This is a genomic window from Skermanella stibiiresistens SB22 (assembly GCF_000576635.1).
Classification (GTDB): Bacteria; Pseudomonadota; Alphaproteobacteria; order Azospirillales; family Azospirillaceae; genus Skermanella; species Skermanella stibiiresistens.
The window spans coordinates 18,188-31,424 of sequence record NZ_AVFL01000051.1 but is presented as its reverse complement, the minus strand read 5'-3'; the positions used below and the strand labels follow the sequence as shown (position 1 = coordinate 31,424).

Below are 13,237 nucleotides of genomic sequence, written 5' to 3'. Positions count from 1 at the left end.
GGACGTTGGCGGCCGACAGGGTCACGGCCAGTGGAACTCCGTTGGCGTCGATGACGATGTGGCGCTTGGAGCCCGGCTTGCCGCGGTCCGTCGGGTTCGGCCCGGTTTCAAGGCCCCCCTTTTTGCCGGGACGCTGGCGCTGTCCAACGCCGCCCGGCTCCAGTCGATCGCGTTGGCCTTGCCCAACCTGTCCAGGAGGACGCGATGCAACGTCTCCCATACCCCGGAGGCCTGCCAGTCGCGCAGCCGACGCCAGCAGGTCATCCCGGACCCGCAGCCCATCTCCCGGGGCGGCATCTCCCACGGAATGCCGCTCCTCAAAACGAACAGAATGCCGGTCAGCACCGCCCGGTCATCGACCGGCGGCCGACCGCCTTTCGGACGGGGCGGACGTGACGGCAACAGCGGCGCCACCACCGCCCACAGCTCATCGCTCACAAGGGGTTTCGCCATGCCCCTCAGGTAGGCCCAAGCAACCCGTCTATCAAGGTTTTGTTAGGCGCTCTTAGGGGATGGCTTGAGGCCGCCACCGGTTCGCCGAGGTCAAGTACCTTGCGCCGCCCTCATCCGGGCAGCAACTGCGACAGTTAAGGTGCCGCCCGCGTCTCAAGCGGACGCAGGACCGCTGCTTCCTCGGCCGGCGGCAGGCCGAGCTGCCAGCGCCGTGGTTCGATCTCGGTGAAGATGAGCCCCGGGACATGAAGGTCTCCGTTGGAACTTTCCCAGGGTCCGATCCAGATCCTCATCACGTTGGCTGGGGTCCGGATTGGCACACGGCCATCCGAAACCACAGGCGTCGGCGCCATCGGGACCATGACAGCCGGCTGCACATGGGGCGCTCCGCCCGCATGCGGCGGCTTAGGCGTCTCTCTCTCCTCCTGCCGGGACTCCAGGCTCTGCCGGTGCTCCGTCAAGTCATAGACTTCCCTCGCGCTCCTGCAGGCGACTCCTTCCGGCATGCCCTTGCAGGCATACTCCGCGTCGCCGATGAAGGTGCACCCGGATAATGCAAGGGTCGCCAACAACAAAATCCTCATCGGATTCTCCTATTCTGGATCTGCACTGGTGATGCCAAGTGATACGGGTACGGCGTTGAGTGCTGTGGTGACATGCGGGAGGGCATAACTAAGGAGCAGGCCCAGCAGGCAAAACCCGACCAACGGGCGCAAACCGTAGCGATGGATAGCCACGTCGGTCCCCCTGCGCCCCTCCCGCTCGGCTTAGCGCTCGTATAGGTATCCCAACCAATCATAAGTCAGGAACAATACCCCGCCGATGATGGTACAAAAGAGCAGGACCATGTCGCCAAACGATTGGGTCATGCTGACGACTGCCAAAGGCAGCCCAACCAGTACGCTGGCTGGGACAACGCCCAGCGGAGCACCGAACAACCATTCGGTCAGGCTCGCCTTAGTTTGTCGGTTTGGACACTGGATCATGGGATTTTCTCGTCCTATTTCTTGAGAATCGCCGCTGCCGCGGCGGCCCCGGCCGCAGCCTGGGGCGTCATGGGGATGGGGCTCGCCTGCGGCTTCGGTTCGACCTTCAGGGGTTTGCCGAATTCGAGCTTCATCGCTCCCGTCAGAACCACATCGACTTGCCGGCCGGCGTCCACCTCGATCACCGGGAACACCTCGTCCGCCTGCTTCAGATACCAGGTGGCGATCCTGTCGAGCGCCGAACTGACCCCTGAAACCCCGGCCGACCGAAACGAGTCCGTACTAAAATTATCCTGGTACTGCCCGGACCGGCCGGCCGAGGTCGAGATCACTGGCACAGGCTTGACGTCAAACGCCTTGCCGATGCCGTCGGCGAAGCCCGCCATCAGCGCGTTGCCGATCATCTGGCCCTGCTTGGACACCAGCCGTCCGCGGATCCCGGCCTTTCCGTCCTCGCCGACGGCGTAGGCGCGGAACTCGGCTTCCGCTGGCACCCCGTCCGCTCGAACGCAGCTCACGGTCTCGCCACGCATGATCGCTCGCTCGCTGCTCAACTCGCCATAGCCGGACATCAGCAGGAAGCACTCCCGGATGTCCGCCCGGAAGCGGTTGGGCATCAGGGCTTCCCGCTTGACCCTGAGCAGGATCGGAAACGGCTCTTGCCGCGCCCCCTGCCCTGTCGGCGCGTCGAGCCCGGTGATCAGCGTCCCGGAGAGGATCGCCCCCGACGGAATGACCACCGTCGAAATCGCCGGTGTCTTGGCCGTGTCCGCCTTGGACTCCGTAGGTGCGGGTGCGGTGCTCTCGATGATCTTGACGGGCCGGGTGACGGTCATGCCCTGCATCTGTTCGACGCCGCCTCCGCCCGCCAGCTGTCCGCCGGAATGCGAAAAGACCTTGCTGAGATCCGCCGGAGCCTTCGGCTGCGGCGGCGCCACGGGAACTGCTGGAAACCCACCGGCACTGCCCGCGATCGGGGGAGCCTGGGGAGACACGGCCGCTGGTCGCACGCTTGGGCTGCCTGCGGGTCCCGGCAACTGAGTCCCGGCCGCTGCCGTCGCGAGCCTCCTGAGTTCCTGCATTTCCTGTCGCAGCTGCCCAAGCTCCTCACCCGCCGCCAACGAGGCGGGCGGTAAGGCAGCCGGGCTCGGCGGGATCCGGACGGCTTGGTCCTTCAACTCGCGGACCGTTCTCTCTAATTCAGCGTTCTTGGCCGCCAGCGCCTGGACCTGCGCGCTGATGCCGTCCACCCCCAGCTCCCGTCGACCGGTATCAGCCAGGATCTGTTCGATTTTTTTCTGCTTCGGCGGCGGTGGGTCCCGCTGCTGGAGCGCTACCGCGCCGAGCAGGATGGCGAGCCCGACGGCGCCGGCTCCACCCATGACGATCCACCGCCTGACGCCCGCCGGCAATGCCTGCCACTGTTGCACAAAGGGGATCACCGGCGGGCTTCCAGCAGGGACGGCCTCGCCGAAAGCGCGGGCCCGCGCTCGCCACGTCGCTGGATGACATAGATCTCCGATGTTTCCCCCGGCTCCAGCACCGGGTGCGGCCACAGTGCGACCGCTACCGTCGACGGCGTCGCGCACCAGCGTTCGTCGAACTCCGCAGTGCCGGCGGCGGAGGCGCCAGTGTGGCGCACGGTCCCCACGAGGACATCGAAACTGTGGCCGGCCATGATCTGTCCTTGTCCGAACTCGACCTGGAGAGGTTCAGGAACTCGGCAACCCGGTCGGGGGTCGTCCGACGTTACCGACCTCATGCTGTAGCCCTGCGGGACTTTGCCGAGCGCCAAGCCCCGAAGGACGGTGCGGACCGTTTCGACATAAGGCTGGTCCGTCTCAAAGGCGATCGCCGCCTCCGTCGACGCTGTCCGAACCGTCTGCAGGGCTGCCGGCAACTCCAGCCGCACCTCCCGAGGAGGAATCTGCTGGCCCACCAGGGTCAGCGAGATCGCCAGGGAGTCGTCCCCGGCCTCGGTTAGGTAGATCGTCGCGACTCCCGTCGAGGCGCCGTCATACACCTCGGGCATCCCGACATACACGACCCCAGCCGATTCTTGGTGAGTGACGCGCTCGTCTGAAAGCACGACGCGCACCCGCTTGAACGGGGTGATCAGCCGTGACAAGTGTCCGGAGCTTACAGGGATGATGACGTTCGCCCCCGGATCCACGATTACGGTGGAGCCTCGGTTGACTTGCGCGTCGAGCCCAGTCGCGGCTGAACGAGCGGGAGGAGCCAGCGGTGGAAGATCCTCGACGACGCTGGCCGGTACAGCCGGCAGCGTCACCGGGGCGGTGACTGGTGGAGGCGCTGCCGCAGCCGGAGCCGCCGCGAGGGCGCTCGCCAGGATGCCTACCAAAAGTGGCTTATACATCAGCGGTCCTCTTTCGCATGACGGAGTTCTTCGAGCGTGCGGGGCCGACCCGCATAGGTCGCGATGCCCGTCACGAACGGACGGTGATGCCGGACTGCGAACACGAACTCGAAGGTGCGCTCCTCGCGGCGTTCGGTCCCGGCGACACCCCGGGCTATCGAGTAGCCCTGCACGAAGACCTTGCCTGTCTGCGGTTCGTACGTCCCTTTTCGCAGCTCAAAGCGTAGGGAAATCCGCTCATCCTGGATTTGGAGGAGCTGTCTTTCCAGCACTCCCAGCGCATCGTCCTTGATGGCCGGATCGAGCACCGGCTCGATCGCCTGCCGGACTGCCTCAGCGGAGGCGGGACCGACATTGCCCAGGACCTGTGCGATGAACAGCCCCCAGGCCAGCAGGTAGTCCGGTGACGCGAATGTGTCGCCGATCTCCACCCGCGCATCCAGTTCGGCCGGAACCACGACAACGACTTCGCGCTTGGTCGCCGCCATGATGGCCAGCACGAGCACGGCGAGCACCAAGCCGCCGATCGTGAGGCGTTGCCACCGAGCCTCTGCCGCTGTGGCGTCCCACAGCTTTTTGAAGTCAGCAGTCCTCATGGGAGCCAGCGAGAGACGAAGGGGTTTGGAAACGAGTGGCCCTTGGGTTTCGTGATCCCTGCCCAGTACAGCGCATGGAGCAGATAGCCATCTGCCCGCCCGTCGCGGAATCGGCGATAGAACCTCACGAAGACGAAGCCGATCGCCGCGCACAGCAGCAGCCGATCGACCGTGATGCCGACCATCACGCCGACCGCGACCGGCACCACCTCGTCGGTGGTCCACAGCAGCAGGCGGCGCGGCGCGTCGATGCGCCGTGGTATGTCTATGACGTCCATGTGAATCCGTCCAAGCCGAAGGCCGAGGCATCATGCCCGAAGCCTGCTGCCCGCGCGGTCGCGCCAAACGGGGGAATTCTGCTAAAACCCCGAACTCGGAGCCGCTCCAGCAACCAACCTCACGGGGCGCATGCGTCCCGACCTGTCGTCAGCCCCCAAACTCGGAGCTGCTCCAGCCGGCCGGTCGTTCGGGTTCCAGGTCGCGCCCCTGTCGTCAGCCCCCAAACTCGGAGCTGCTCCAGCTTTCTCGATGCGGCCCGCAACGAGACGATCCCTGTCGTCAGCCCTTAAACTCGGAGCTGCTCCAGCTGATATTGTGTCAGTATATTGATATCATTCCAGAAAACGCGAAAAAATTCGATGGGTTTCCCTATCTTCATGCCGTCTCGACCAGCCTCGCGAGTAGAACGGTGGTTCGAATTTCCGTTTTGTTCGCCTTGGTCATCGCGTCCAGAAAGTCCGTGCGGATTTTCATCGTGCAAGCAGAATTAGAGCCGTTTTTGAGCCGAGCGCATCATCAGGTAAACGCCAATCAAGGAAAGGCTGAAGAGCGTGGGTGTCCAGTACGGATGGATTGGCAGGGGCATCCAGATCAGAGCCAGCAGCAGCAGCAGACCAAGTCCGGCTATGACCCGGCCAGCGCGGTGAACGAGCGGGGATTGGTACTTGAAGCTCCAGAGCCGCCTGCGCCAGACCAATGCGCCATCCCCTACCGCCAGGGCCAGCGCCAGGACGCCAAACGGCGCCCAAGCGGCGATCATTCCGGCCCGCTTGGCGCCGATCAGGATGATGCTGAGCAGCACGGTCAGCCGATGCAGCCACCAAGCCTGGAAGTCGCTGGCCATGCGGGCCGTACCGGTGGATTGCTGGCCGCGCAGCGTCAACTCCTGGATGAACGCAGTCAGCTCGGCCTCCAGCCCGGTTCGCACGGCCAGGAGTTGATATAGATCCCGGCCGAATACATCGATCCAGGCCCCGATGTCCGGGCCCAGTCCGGTCCAGACCAAGTATCTCTCCTGGTCGAGCCACCAAGTGATCCACGACAAGGGCAGCAGGAGCCAGACCACCAGAAACTCGAACAGCAGCACCCCGGCAATCCAGAGTGAAAGTCCCCATCCACTCCTCATGCGACCCGCTCCATCAGGATCTCGGCGTCCAGTTGAGACAAGACGGCGGCCTGGAGCACCGCCTGCACGTCACCAATCTGCCGTGCGGCGCGAACGACACGGGCCTGCCCCCCCGCAGTCGCCAGGAAGGCCGCCAGCGGGATCCCGCTGGTCGCCATCCATATGCCCGGTCCGTCGCCTCCAACTACCTGCACATGGCCCAGGCTATCCGCCACACGGGACAACAGCCGGGACACGAGGACCTGATAGCGTTCACGGTCGGATCCGGCCGCCATGGCGTAGCTCTCCATGGCCTCCGCCATGGCGGCGCTGAGCAGCGGCACCGCCGCCGGGCGTGCTGGAACCGCGAGCTGGTCGGTCACGAAACCGAAGAGGCGTTCCTCGAGCGGGCGCAGCAGCGATCCCCACGCCATGCCGGCCTCGAAAGCGGCTGGCCCTGCGGATCGGTACAGCTTCTTGAAGCCGGTACGCCATTGCCGGGGTGAGCCGGCGGAGGGGATCAGCACCAGGTCGTGCCAGCCGGTGACGACAGGCTCCCCGGTCCGAGAGCGGGTGGCCATGGCTCAGTTCCTCAGGAAGGGGATCCGCCCCTTTAAGACGGTTCCGCCGACGACGAACAGGTATTCGAAGTTCGGGAGTTGGCCCAGCAAGGCGGCCGGAAACAGCTCCGCCTCCTCCTCTACAAGGCTTTCGCTCGCGGTTCCGCTGAAGGCCAGCGGATTGCTGGCGCTGCTGCCCGACGACATCCCCTGTGACCGCTGCAACCGCTTGATCATGACCTTCGGCATGGTTTCGCAGACGTATTGCTGCGTCTCGGTGTCGAGAACCCGCAGCACGACCATCTGGTTACAGTTGCCGAGCACTTGGCGCGCTTGCGCCGAGGACGCGAATCGTGCCTCGAAGTCGGCAATGGTCTGCGTCGCGATCGTCACGCGAATGACCGCGCCGCGGCCCTTGTTCAGGAGCTGGATCAGCGGCGTGTTGATGGTCTCGGCCGCCTCGTCGGTCAGCACGTTGACCGGCTTCAGGTCCTCCCCGAAATTATACCGGCTGCCGGCGACCGAAGTCGCGTCGGCCAGCAGCATGGACCCGATCGTCGCGCCCACGATGGGATCGGAGAGGCTGTCGAGGCCGATGTAGCAGACCTGGCGCCGCGCGATGACCCGCTGCAAGTCGGTGATCGGCCGGGTGTCGTGTGGATCGGTGGGGTCCGGGGACAGCATCGGCCCCAGCGTCCCCGACGTGAGCTGGCCCAACACCGGCTTCAGCACCGCGATCATCTTTCCATGGTGGACCCGGTCGTGCTCGACCATCCCCAGCAGGTTCTGTCAGCTCTCGGGGCAGCTTGCTGGAAGCGCCACCATAGAATAGGTTCCCGGACCCGTTTTGAGCGATCAAGAGAGCCGCCATGGACTGTCCGCACTGCCACTCGTCGTCGACCACCGAGCGGGAGGGCCGAACGGCTCATGGTTACCGGCGCTTCCTGTGCCGAGAGTGCGGGCGGCGGTTTAACGAGCGGACTGGCACGACGCTGAACCGGGTCCAGGTGCCTACCGACATCATGTTTCTCGTGGTTTTCTGGAGGTTGCGCTACAAGTTGAGCCTGCGCGACATAGTGGAGATGTTCCTGATCCGCGGCATCGTGTTCACCCACGAGGCGGTTCGGGACTGGGAGGCCAGGCTGGCGCCGCTGCTGGCCGAAGGTCTGTGCAAGCGCCGGGCCGGCGAAGTCGGCCGGTGCTGGCATGTCGACGAGACCTACCTCAAAGTGGCTGGCGCATGGTGCTATCTCTACCGTGCGATCGGCCGCGACGGCAACCTAGTCGACGTCTATCTCAGTGAAACTCGCGATATGGCCGCCGCCAAGGAATTCCTCCGCTCCGCCAGATCCGTCACCGAGGTCGAGCCAGAGCAGGTCACGACCGATGGCCACACCAGCTATCCCAGGGCCATCACCGAGGAACTCGGTACGGGAGTTGATCACCGCACCAGTCAGTACAAAAACAACGTGATCGAACAGAATCACCGGGGAATAAAAGGACGTTACCGCCCGATGCGCGGGTTCAAGAATTTCGATGCGGCTCAGCGCTTCTGCCGCGCCTTCGACGAAGTCCACAACTTCCTGCGTCCGACCAGCTACATCAACCAGACCCTCTCGCTCGCCCGTCGTCGGGTCATCCACGTGCAGCGCGTGGCCGCGCTACGGGACCTGATCTCCGCCGTCTGATGCAACTTATGGCGGCAAGATGCTTGTCCGCTACGCAACTTGTCCCGAAAGCTGACAGAACCCCTCGTCGCTGAGGAAGCCTCTGTCTGACGTCTACAAACAGCTTCTGAGCTTGTGGCGCAATCTCCAGAAGACGACCAGGAACACGATGTCGGTCGGGACCCGGACCCGGTTCAGCGCCGTGCCGGTCCGCTCGTTGAACCGCCGCCCGCAATCCCGGCAGTGGAAGCACCGGAAGCCATGAACCGTTCGCCCCTCCCGCTCGGTGGTCGACGACGAGTGGCAGTGCGGGCAGTCCATGACGGCTCTCTTGATCGCTCAAAACTTGGCCGGGGAACCTATCCGCTGGGCGCGCTCTCGGCAAGCTGCCCCGAGATCTGACAGAACCCTGTGTTGAGGTTGAAGTGACGCTCCAAGCGTCACAGCTTGGACTTAGAAGCCTCGCTAACACCGATGTCCTGAAAGGCCCGCTGTTTGTTGTCTAACGAGCGGGCCTTTTCTCTGCCTATGGCGTCACCCCTCTCCTGCGATCTCGAATGAACCAGCGCCTGATCAAGCCTGCCGACGGAGCCGAGTTTACAACGATCAACAGGATAGGACCTTGAAGAAGGGCAAGCGAGAGAGAAAGCACAGGAATTGCCCAACCTGCGGACCGTCGAGGCGCAGCGGCGTTATCACGCATTGCCATTCGATGAATGCCCTGCCCCGCCAGTGATATGACCCCTCGGCGGCGACCGGCTCTCCCGTTCCCATGCACTTGCGCATGAGCTGTAAGTTCGCCTCGATCTCGCTGCTGGCCCAAATCTCCGACATGCAACGACCGGTTGGGTCACTGCCGAACAGCGCCGTGACCTGCGTGCCCACGAGGCGCAGCCGAAAGTCGCGTCCCGCATCGACGACCTCGTAGATATACATGCAGGGCACGAGGTGGGGCTTCTCAATCAGTGGGTCGAGGGTGCGCCGGGCCGGAGGACCGGGGCCGGTCTTCTTGCTCGCCCAGTAGTCTAGAAACTCCCAGCCATCGGCCGCGGTGATCTCTGACAGAGCGATCTCCCGGAGGGGTTTTTTCTCCATCCTCGATCGCAGCGCCCTGGGGCGCTGTTCCAAAGGACCAACCGCGTCATCGGTGACGATGGCGTGGGGGCCAGTGCGCCGACCCAGCGCGATGTAAACTTCGGAGAAGCCATCCTGCGGAAGTGGAATACGCCTGCCATTGTGCATTGATCGTCCGCCGGCTCAAATGCTTAAGCTAATGCTTTGAGCAAAGACTTGAACAAAAAAAGTATAGCCCCGATTGTGACCGCTGGCGCTGACGCAAACGAATATGGCCTTTGGCAGAGATTCATCCAAAGGAACAGGCGGGCGGCCGCCAGTGAATTCTTCAGCCACTTTTCATGCAAACTGTTTTGCGGCGGATATGAAACTTCACTCCAATGCGCCTGTTGGGTGAGGATGACGCAGGATAACGCCCAACTGGCCGACCACCTGAACGGACTGATCATGCTGATCAGGGCGACGGACCGATCGCCGTGGCGTGGCTGTGCTGCCCTGGCGCGGACCGTGCGGCGGATCGCTGAGATCCAGCAGGCAACCGCCTTGGGCGGTCTGAACGGCCGACCTATGTGGGTGCGGATCACCGGCGACGACATCTTCCGGTAGCACCTTTTCCATAAGGTTAGTTCACCGGTTAGATTTTGAACTAATTTACGAATGCCTTGCTGTTGCGCCTATTAGGTTCTGTCAGATCTCAGGACAGCTTGCTGAAAGCGCCATCAGTGGATAGGTTCCCGGTCCGATTTTGAGGATCAAGAGAGCTGCGATGAACCGCCCGTACTGCCACTCGTCGTCGACCACCGAGCGGGAGGAGCTAACGGTTCATGGTTTCCGGCGGTTTCGGTGCCGGGATTGCAGGCGGCGGTTCAACGAGCGAACCGGCACGGCGCTCAACCGGGTCCAGGTCCCGGCCGACATCGTGTTCCTGGTCGTCTTCTGGCGGCTCCGCTACAAGCTGAGCCTGCGTGATTTGGCGGAGATGTTCCTGATCCGGGGCATCGTGTTCACCCACGAGGCGGTGCGGGATTGGGAGGCCAAGCTGGCGCCGCTGCTCGCCGAAGGCCTGCGCAAGCGCCGGGCTGGCAAAGCCGGCCGATGCTGGCATGTCGACGAGACCTACCTCAAAGTCGCCGGTAAGTGGTGCTATCTCTACCGGGCGATCGACCGCGACGGCAACCTGATCGACGTCTACCTCAGCGAAGCCCGCGATATGGCCGCCGCCAAAGCGTTCCTCCGTTCCGCCAGGTCGGTCACCCAGGTCGAGCCCGAGCAGGTCACCACCGACGGACACACCAGCTACCCCAAGGCCATTGCCGACGAACTCGGCACCGACGTTGACCACCGCACCAGCCAGTACAAAAACAACGTGATCGAACAAAATCACCGAGGGGTGAAAGGGCGCTACCGGTCCACGCGCGGCCTCAAGAACTTCGATGCGGCTCATCGCTTCTGTCGGGCCTTTGATGAGATCCGCAACTTCCTGCGCCCGGCCAGTTATATCAACCAGACCATCTTGCTCGCCCGTCGGCGGGTCATCCACATCCAGCGGGTGGCCGCGCTACGGGACCAGATCTCTGCCGCATGATACAGCTTTTGGTAGTTATCAGCCTATCTGTTACTCAGCTTGTCCCGAGAGCTGACAGAACCATTTCTACCGGACAGACCGGCTGGCGAGGCTGCCGCCCATTGACGAAGTGCCGATGCTCGAGGAGTTGGGCGACGATCTGTGAAACACGCTGGATTCAAACGGTAGGGCAGGTGGCGTCGTCGATCGCCGCTTCCAGCCATTTCAACCATCGACGGGCTTCCGGGTCGACTACGCCGTACGCGCGGTGACCGGGCGACAGAATCGTGAACGGTGCCGCAGTCATGCCTAAGCGCATTTCGGATGGCGGCTTTCGCTCTCCGCAGCGGGCATTGTCACGGCAACAGGACCAGCACGCAGAGATCCTGAATTTCAGGTGACGGTCATGCTGTAATGGCCGCAGCGTTCCAATCGGCCCAGACCTGTGCCCGGAAGGCGCGCAGGGTGCGGCGGGAAACCAAATGGCGTTGGAGATTGAAGGTGTTGTAGGCGGCGGCGTGCATCGAGACGAAGCGCTGGGCGGAACCGGTCGACTTGAAGCGCCGCATCTTGCGCTCCCGTCGCCGGACCGGCTGGTGCGAGACCTCGGCCCGGTTGTTCTGGCGAGCCCCTTCTTCATGCTCGGCGCACAGGCCGATTTCCTTGAAGGCAGCGCCATAGGACCGGAGCTTGTCGGTCGTCACCCGGGTCGGGGCGAAGCCCTGTTTCCTGAGCAGCTTGCGGATGAGCTTGCGGGCGGCGACCCTGTTGCGCCGGCGTTGGATCAGGACCTCCAGCACCTCGCCCTCATCATCGACCGCCCGCCACAGGTACATCCGCCTGCCGCTGACCCGCACCACCATTTCATCGAGATGCCAGCGGGGACTGGGCTTTGCCCGAAGCTGCCGGAGGTACCGCGCGATCGCCGGCCCGAACTTCAGCACCCAGCGCCGGACCGTTTCGTAGGAGACATCAAGCCCGCGCTCCGCCAGCAAATCCTCAACGTCCCGGTAGCTCAGCGTGAACCGGAGATAAAGCCATACGGCGTGCTGGATGACGGCGGGCGGAAACTGGTGGCGGGCATACGAGATCGGCTGCATCCAGGCAGGTTATCGTCATCGCTGACGGAACGCCACCGTCGCCGTGACAATGCCCCCAGGAGGTATTCGGACATCGCCATCGAAGCGGGGTTGATGCTGAGGCTGGCGTTCGGTCGGCCGTGGCGCCAGACCGAAGGCATGCTGGGTTCGATCATGGACCTGCTCGGCCTGGATCTGCCGGTGCCGGATCATACGACCTTCTCGCGCCGCAGCGCCGACTTGGGTGTCGCGACAGCCCTGAGGAAGGCGAGCGGCCCGGTCCACGTGGTGATCGACAGCACCGGCCTGAAGGTGTTCGGATCGGGCGAGTGGCTGCATGAGAAGCACGGCGGCAAGCCGCGCCGGAGCTGGCGAAAGCTCCATCTGGCGGTCGATCCGGACAGCGGAGAGATCCTCGCCTCGGAGCTGACCACCAAGGACGACGGCGACGCGTCCCTGGTCGGTCCGCTGCTCGAGCAGATCGACCGCCCGATCTCCGCGGTGTTGGCTGATGGCGCCTACGACGGGGAGCCGACATACCGGTCCGTCACCGACCATGCGCCTGACGCCGCTGTGGTCATCCCGCCCCGTTCGACCGCGGTGCCGAGCGCCAAGGTGGACACCGACCCGACCCAGAGCGACCGCCACATCCAGTGGATCGCCGACCACGGACGGCTGGGTTGGCAGCGGGCCGTCGGCTACGGGAAAAGATCCTTGGTCGAAGTGGCGGTGTTTCGTCACAAGGCCCTAATCGGCCGCAGCCTGCGGGCCCGGAGTTTGCCTGCCCAGGAGGTCGAAGCAACCGCCGGATGCAAGGTCATCAACATCATGACCGACCTCGGCATGCCGATGTCCCGTAGGATTGCCTGACCGCCGCGGGAAAGGGCGAAGTCTGCCCGTCCGCTGATTTCTGCACCAACGTCGCGTCGCGTCGATCATGTCAGTCCACCCACGGTCGGGGAGAGCCGTCCGTGTCGCCGTGCTCGGCCTGCGAGGCGATGAGATCGGCACGCGTCCTCTCCAGCTGTGCGATCCGCCCCAGCAGCATGTTGATGCGGACGATCGTGTCCGGCCGACGCGTGATGACGTCGGTGGACTTGACCTCCCCTTTGGTCGATCGCCTGATCTCGGACAGCACTAGGCCGGCCTTGTTGGATGACGAGTGCGGGTCCAGTTCAATGGCGGAGTCCAGTTCCAGCGCCCGGGCCAGCCATACCTTGCACATGCGGATCTCCGCGTCGACGTCGCCCACCGGCACAGCGTCCCATACAGCGGCCTCGGCCTCGGACAGTGCGTTGCTGTAGAGCCCGTGCTTCCTGTTCCCACTATGCTTTCCCTTGGGCGTTTTTCCCCCATGAGCGGCGCATCGGGCCTTGCCCTTCATCGGGGACTTCCCACAGGGCTGGCCCTGTCGGTTGCGGGCCCCGCAAGTTCGCTTCGATGATTGATCGGAGGCGTCATCCATGGGGTTATTCATACAACAGGCTCAAAAGGGCA

16 protein-coding genes and 1 pseudogene are annotated in these 13,237 nt (G+C 63.9%); 4 read left to right on the top strand and 13 right to left on the bottom strand.

Annotated elements, in window-relative coordinates; genetic code table 11:
- From N825_RS33360 to N825_RS33315, 9 genes and pseudogenes are all read right to left on the bottom strand, one after another.
- Positions 1-453 (bottom strand): annotated as a pseudogene (locus N825_RS33360) (IS5 family transposase); the annotation flags it as partial.
- A gap of 134 nt (positions 454-587) precedes the next feature.
- The gene (traV, locus tag N825_RS33355; RefSeq protein WP_037461227.1) at positions 588-1,037 is read right to left on the bottom strand and encodes a type IV conjugative transfer system lipoprotein TraV; all 450 of its coding nucleotides are present in this window, start codon (positions 1,035-1,037) and stop codon (positions 588-590) included.
- Positions 1,038-1,453: 416 nt separating this feature from the next.
- Positions 1,454-2,881 (bottom strand): TraB/TrbI/VirB10 family type IV secretion system protein, encoded by a 1,428-nt coding sequence (locus N825_RS33345; protein WP_051513950.1) that lies wholly within the window; start codon positions 2,879-2,881, stop codon positions 1,454-1,456.
- Positions 2,878-3,816 carry a TraK domain-containing protein gene (locus N825_RS33340; protein ID WP_084165295.1) on the bottom strand — a complete coding sequence of 313 codons (939 nt, stop codon included), beginning with the start codon at positions 3,814-3,816 and terminating at the stop codon, positions 2,878-2,880. The genes N825_RS33345 and N825_RS33340 overlap by 4 nt, the downstream gene beginning before the upstream one ends.
- Complete coding sequence (locus N825_RS33335; RefSeq protein ID WP_037461223.1) at positions 3,816-4,412, bottom strand: TraE/TraK family type IV conjugative transfer system protein; 597 nt, start codon at positions 4,410-4,412, stop codon at positions 3,816-3,818. The genes N825_RS33340 and N825_RS33335 overlap by 1 nt, the downstream gene beginning before the upstream one ends.
- Positions 4,409-4,690 (bottom strand): type IV conjugative transfer system protein TraL, encoded by a 282-nt coding sequence (gene traL / locus N825_RS33330; protein WP_037461221.1) that lies wholly within the window; start codon positions 4,688-4,690, stop codon positions 4,409-4,411. Before traL ends, N825_RS33335 begins: the two co-directional genes overlap by 4 nt.
- 488 nt (positions 4,691-5,178) lie before the next feature.
- Positions 5,179-5,817, bottom strand: coding sequence for an IncC plasmid conjugative DNA transfer DtrJ family protein (locus N825_RS33325; protein ID WP_084165293.1), 639 nt, complete (start codon positions 5,815-5,817; stop codon positions 5,179-5,181).
- Positions 5,814-6,377: a hypothetical protein gene (locus tag N825_RS33320; protein WP_037461219.1), complete on the bottom strand. Its 564-nt coding sequence runs from the start codon at positions 6,375-6,377 to the stop codon at positions 5,814-5,816. Before N825_RS33320 ends, N825_RS33325 begins: the two co-directional genes overlap by 4 nt.
- A gap of 3 nt (positions 6,378-6,380) precedes the next feature.
- The gene (locus N825_RS33315; RefSeq protein WP_211098439.1) at positions 6,381-7,097 is read right to left on the bottom strand and encodes a TraM recognition domain-containing protein; all 717 of its coding nucleotides are present in this window, start codon (positions 7,095-7,097) and stop codon (positions 6,381-6,383) included.
- 128 nt (positions 7,098-7,225) lie between these two features.
- Here N825_RS33315 and N825_RS33310 point away from each other — a divergent pair, with 128 nt between their 5' ends.
- Complete coding sequence (locus N825_RS33310) at positions 7,226-8,044, top strand: IS6 family transposase (protein ID WP_037461217.1); 819 nt, start codon at positions 7,226-7,228, stop codon at positions 8,042-8,044.
- Between the two features lie 93 nt (positions 8,045-8,137).
- On the opposite strand, the gene N825_RS33305 is transcribed toward N825_RS33310, so the two are convergent.
- Together N825_RS33305 and N825_RS33300 are read right to left on the bottom strand one after the other, a co-directional pair.
- A complete protein-coding gene (locus N825_RS33305; protein WP_037461214.1) occupies positions 8,138-8,344 on the bottom strand; it encodes a hypothetical protein in 207 nt (68 codons plus the stop codon).
- A 285-nt stretch (positions 8,345-8,629) separates the two neighbouring features.
- On the bottom strand, positions 8,630-9,265 hold the full coding sequence (locus tag N825_RS33300; RefSeq protein WP_037461212.1) for a PAS domain-containing protein: 636 nt from the start codon (positions 9,263-9,265) through the stop codon (positions 8,630-8,632).
- Positions 9,266-9,496: 231 nt separating this feature from the next.
- Here N825_RS33300 and N825_RS33295 point away from each other — a divergent pair, with 231 nt between their 5' ends.
- The gene (locus N825_RS33295) at positions 9,497-9,703 is read left to right on the top strand and encodes a hypothetical protein (protein ID WP_037461211.1); all 207 of its coding nucleotides are present in this window, start codon (positions 9,497-9,499) and stop codon (positions 9,701-9,703) included.
- A gap of 160 nt (positions 9,704-9,863) precedes the next feature.
- The gene (locus N825_RS33290; RefSeq protein ID WP_037461210.1) at positions 9,864-10,682 is read left to right on the top strand and encodes an IS6 family transposase; all 819 of its coding nucleotides are present in this window, start codon (positions 9,864-9,866) and stop codon (positions 10,680-10,682) included.
- A gap of 383 nt (positions 10,683-11,065) precedes the next feature.
- Here N825_RS33290 and N825_RS33285 read toward each other — a convergent pair whose 3' ends face one another.
- Complete coding sequence (locus tag N825_RS33285) at positions 11,066-11,761, bottom strand: IS6 family transposase (RefSeq protein WP_037461238.1); 696 nt, start codon at positions 11,759-11,761, stop codon at positions 11,066-11,068.
- Here N825_RS33285 and N825_RS33280 point away from each other — a divergent pair.
- Positions 11,756-12,610 carry an IS5 family transposase gene (locus N825_RS33280; RefSeq protein WP_425423766.1) on the top strand — a complete coding sequence of 285 codons (855 nt, stop codon included), beginning with the start codon at positions 11,756-11,758 and terminating at the stop codon, positions 12,608-12,610. The genes N825_RS33285 and N825_RS33280 overlap by 6 nt on opposite strands.
- Before the next feature lie 70 nt (positions 12,611-12,680).
- Here the strand turns inward: N825_RS33280 and N825_RS33275 are convergent, their stop codons facing one another.
- Positions 12,681-13,205, bottom strand: a complete 525-nt coding sequence (locus N825_RS33275; protein ID WP_281174395.1) for an HGGxSTG domain-containing protein — start codon at positions 13,203-13,205, stop codon at positions 12,681-12,683.
- Positions 13,206-13,237: the final 32 nt, after the last annotated feature.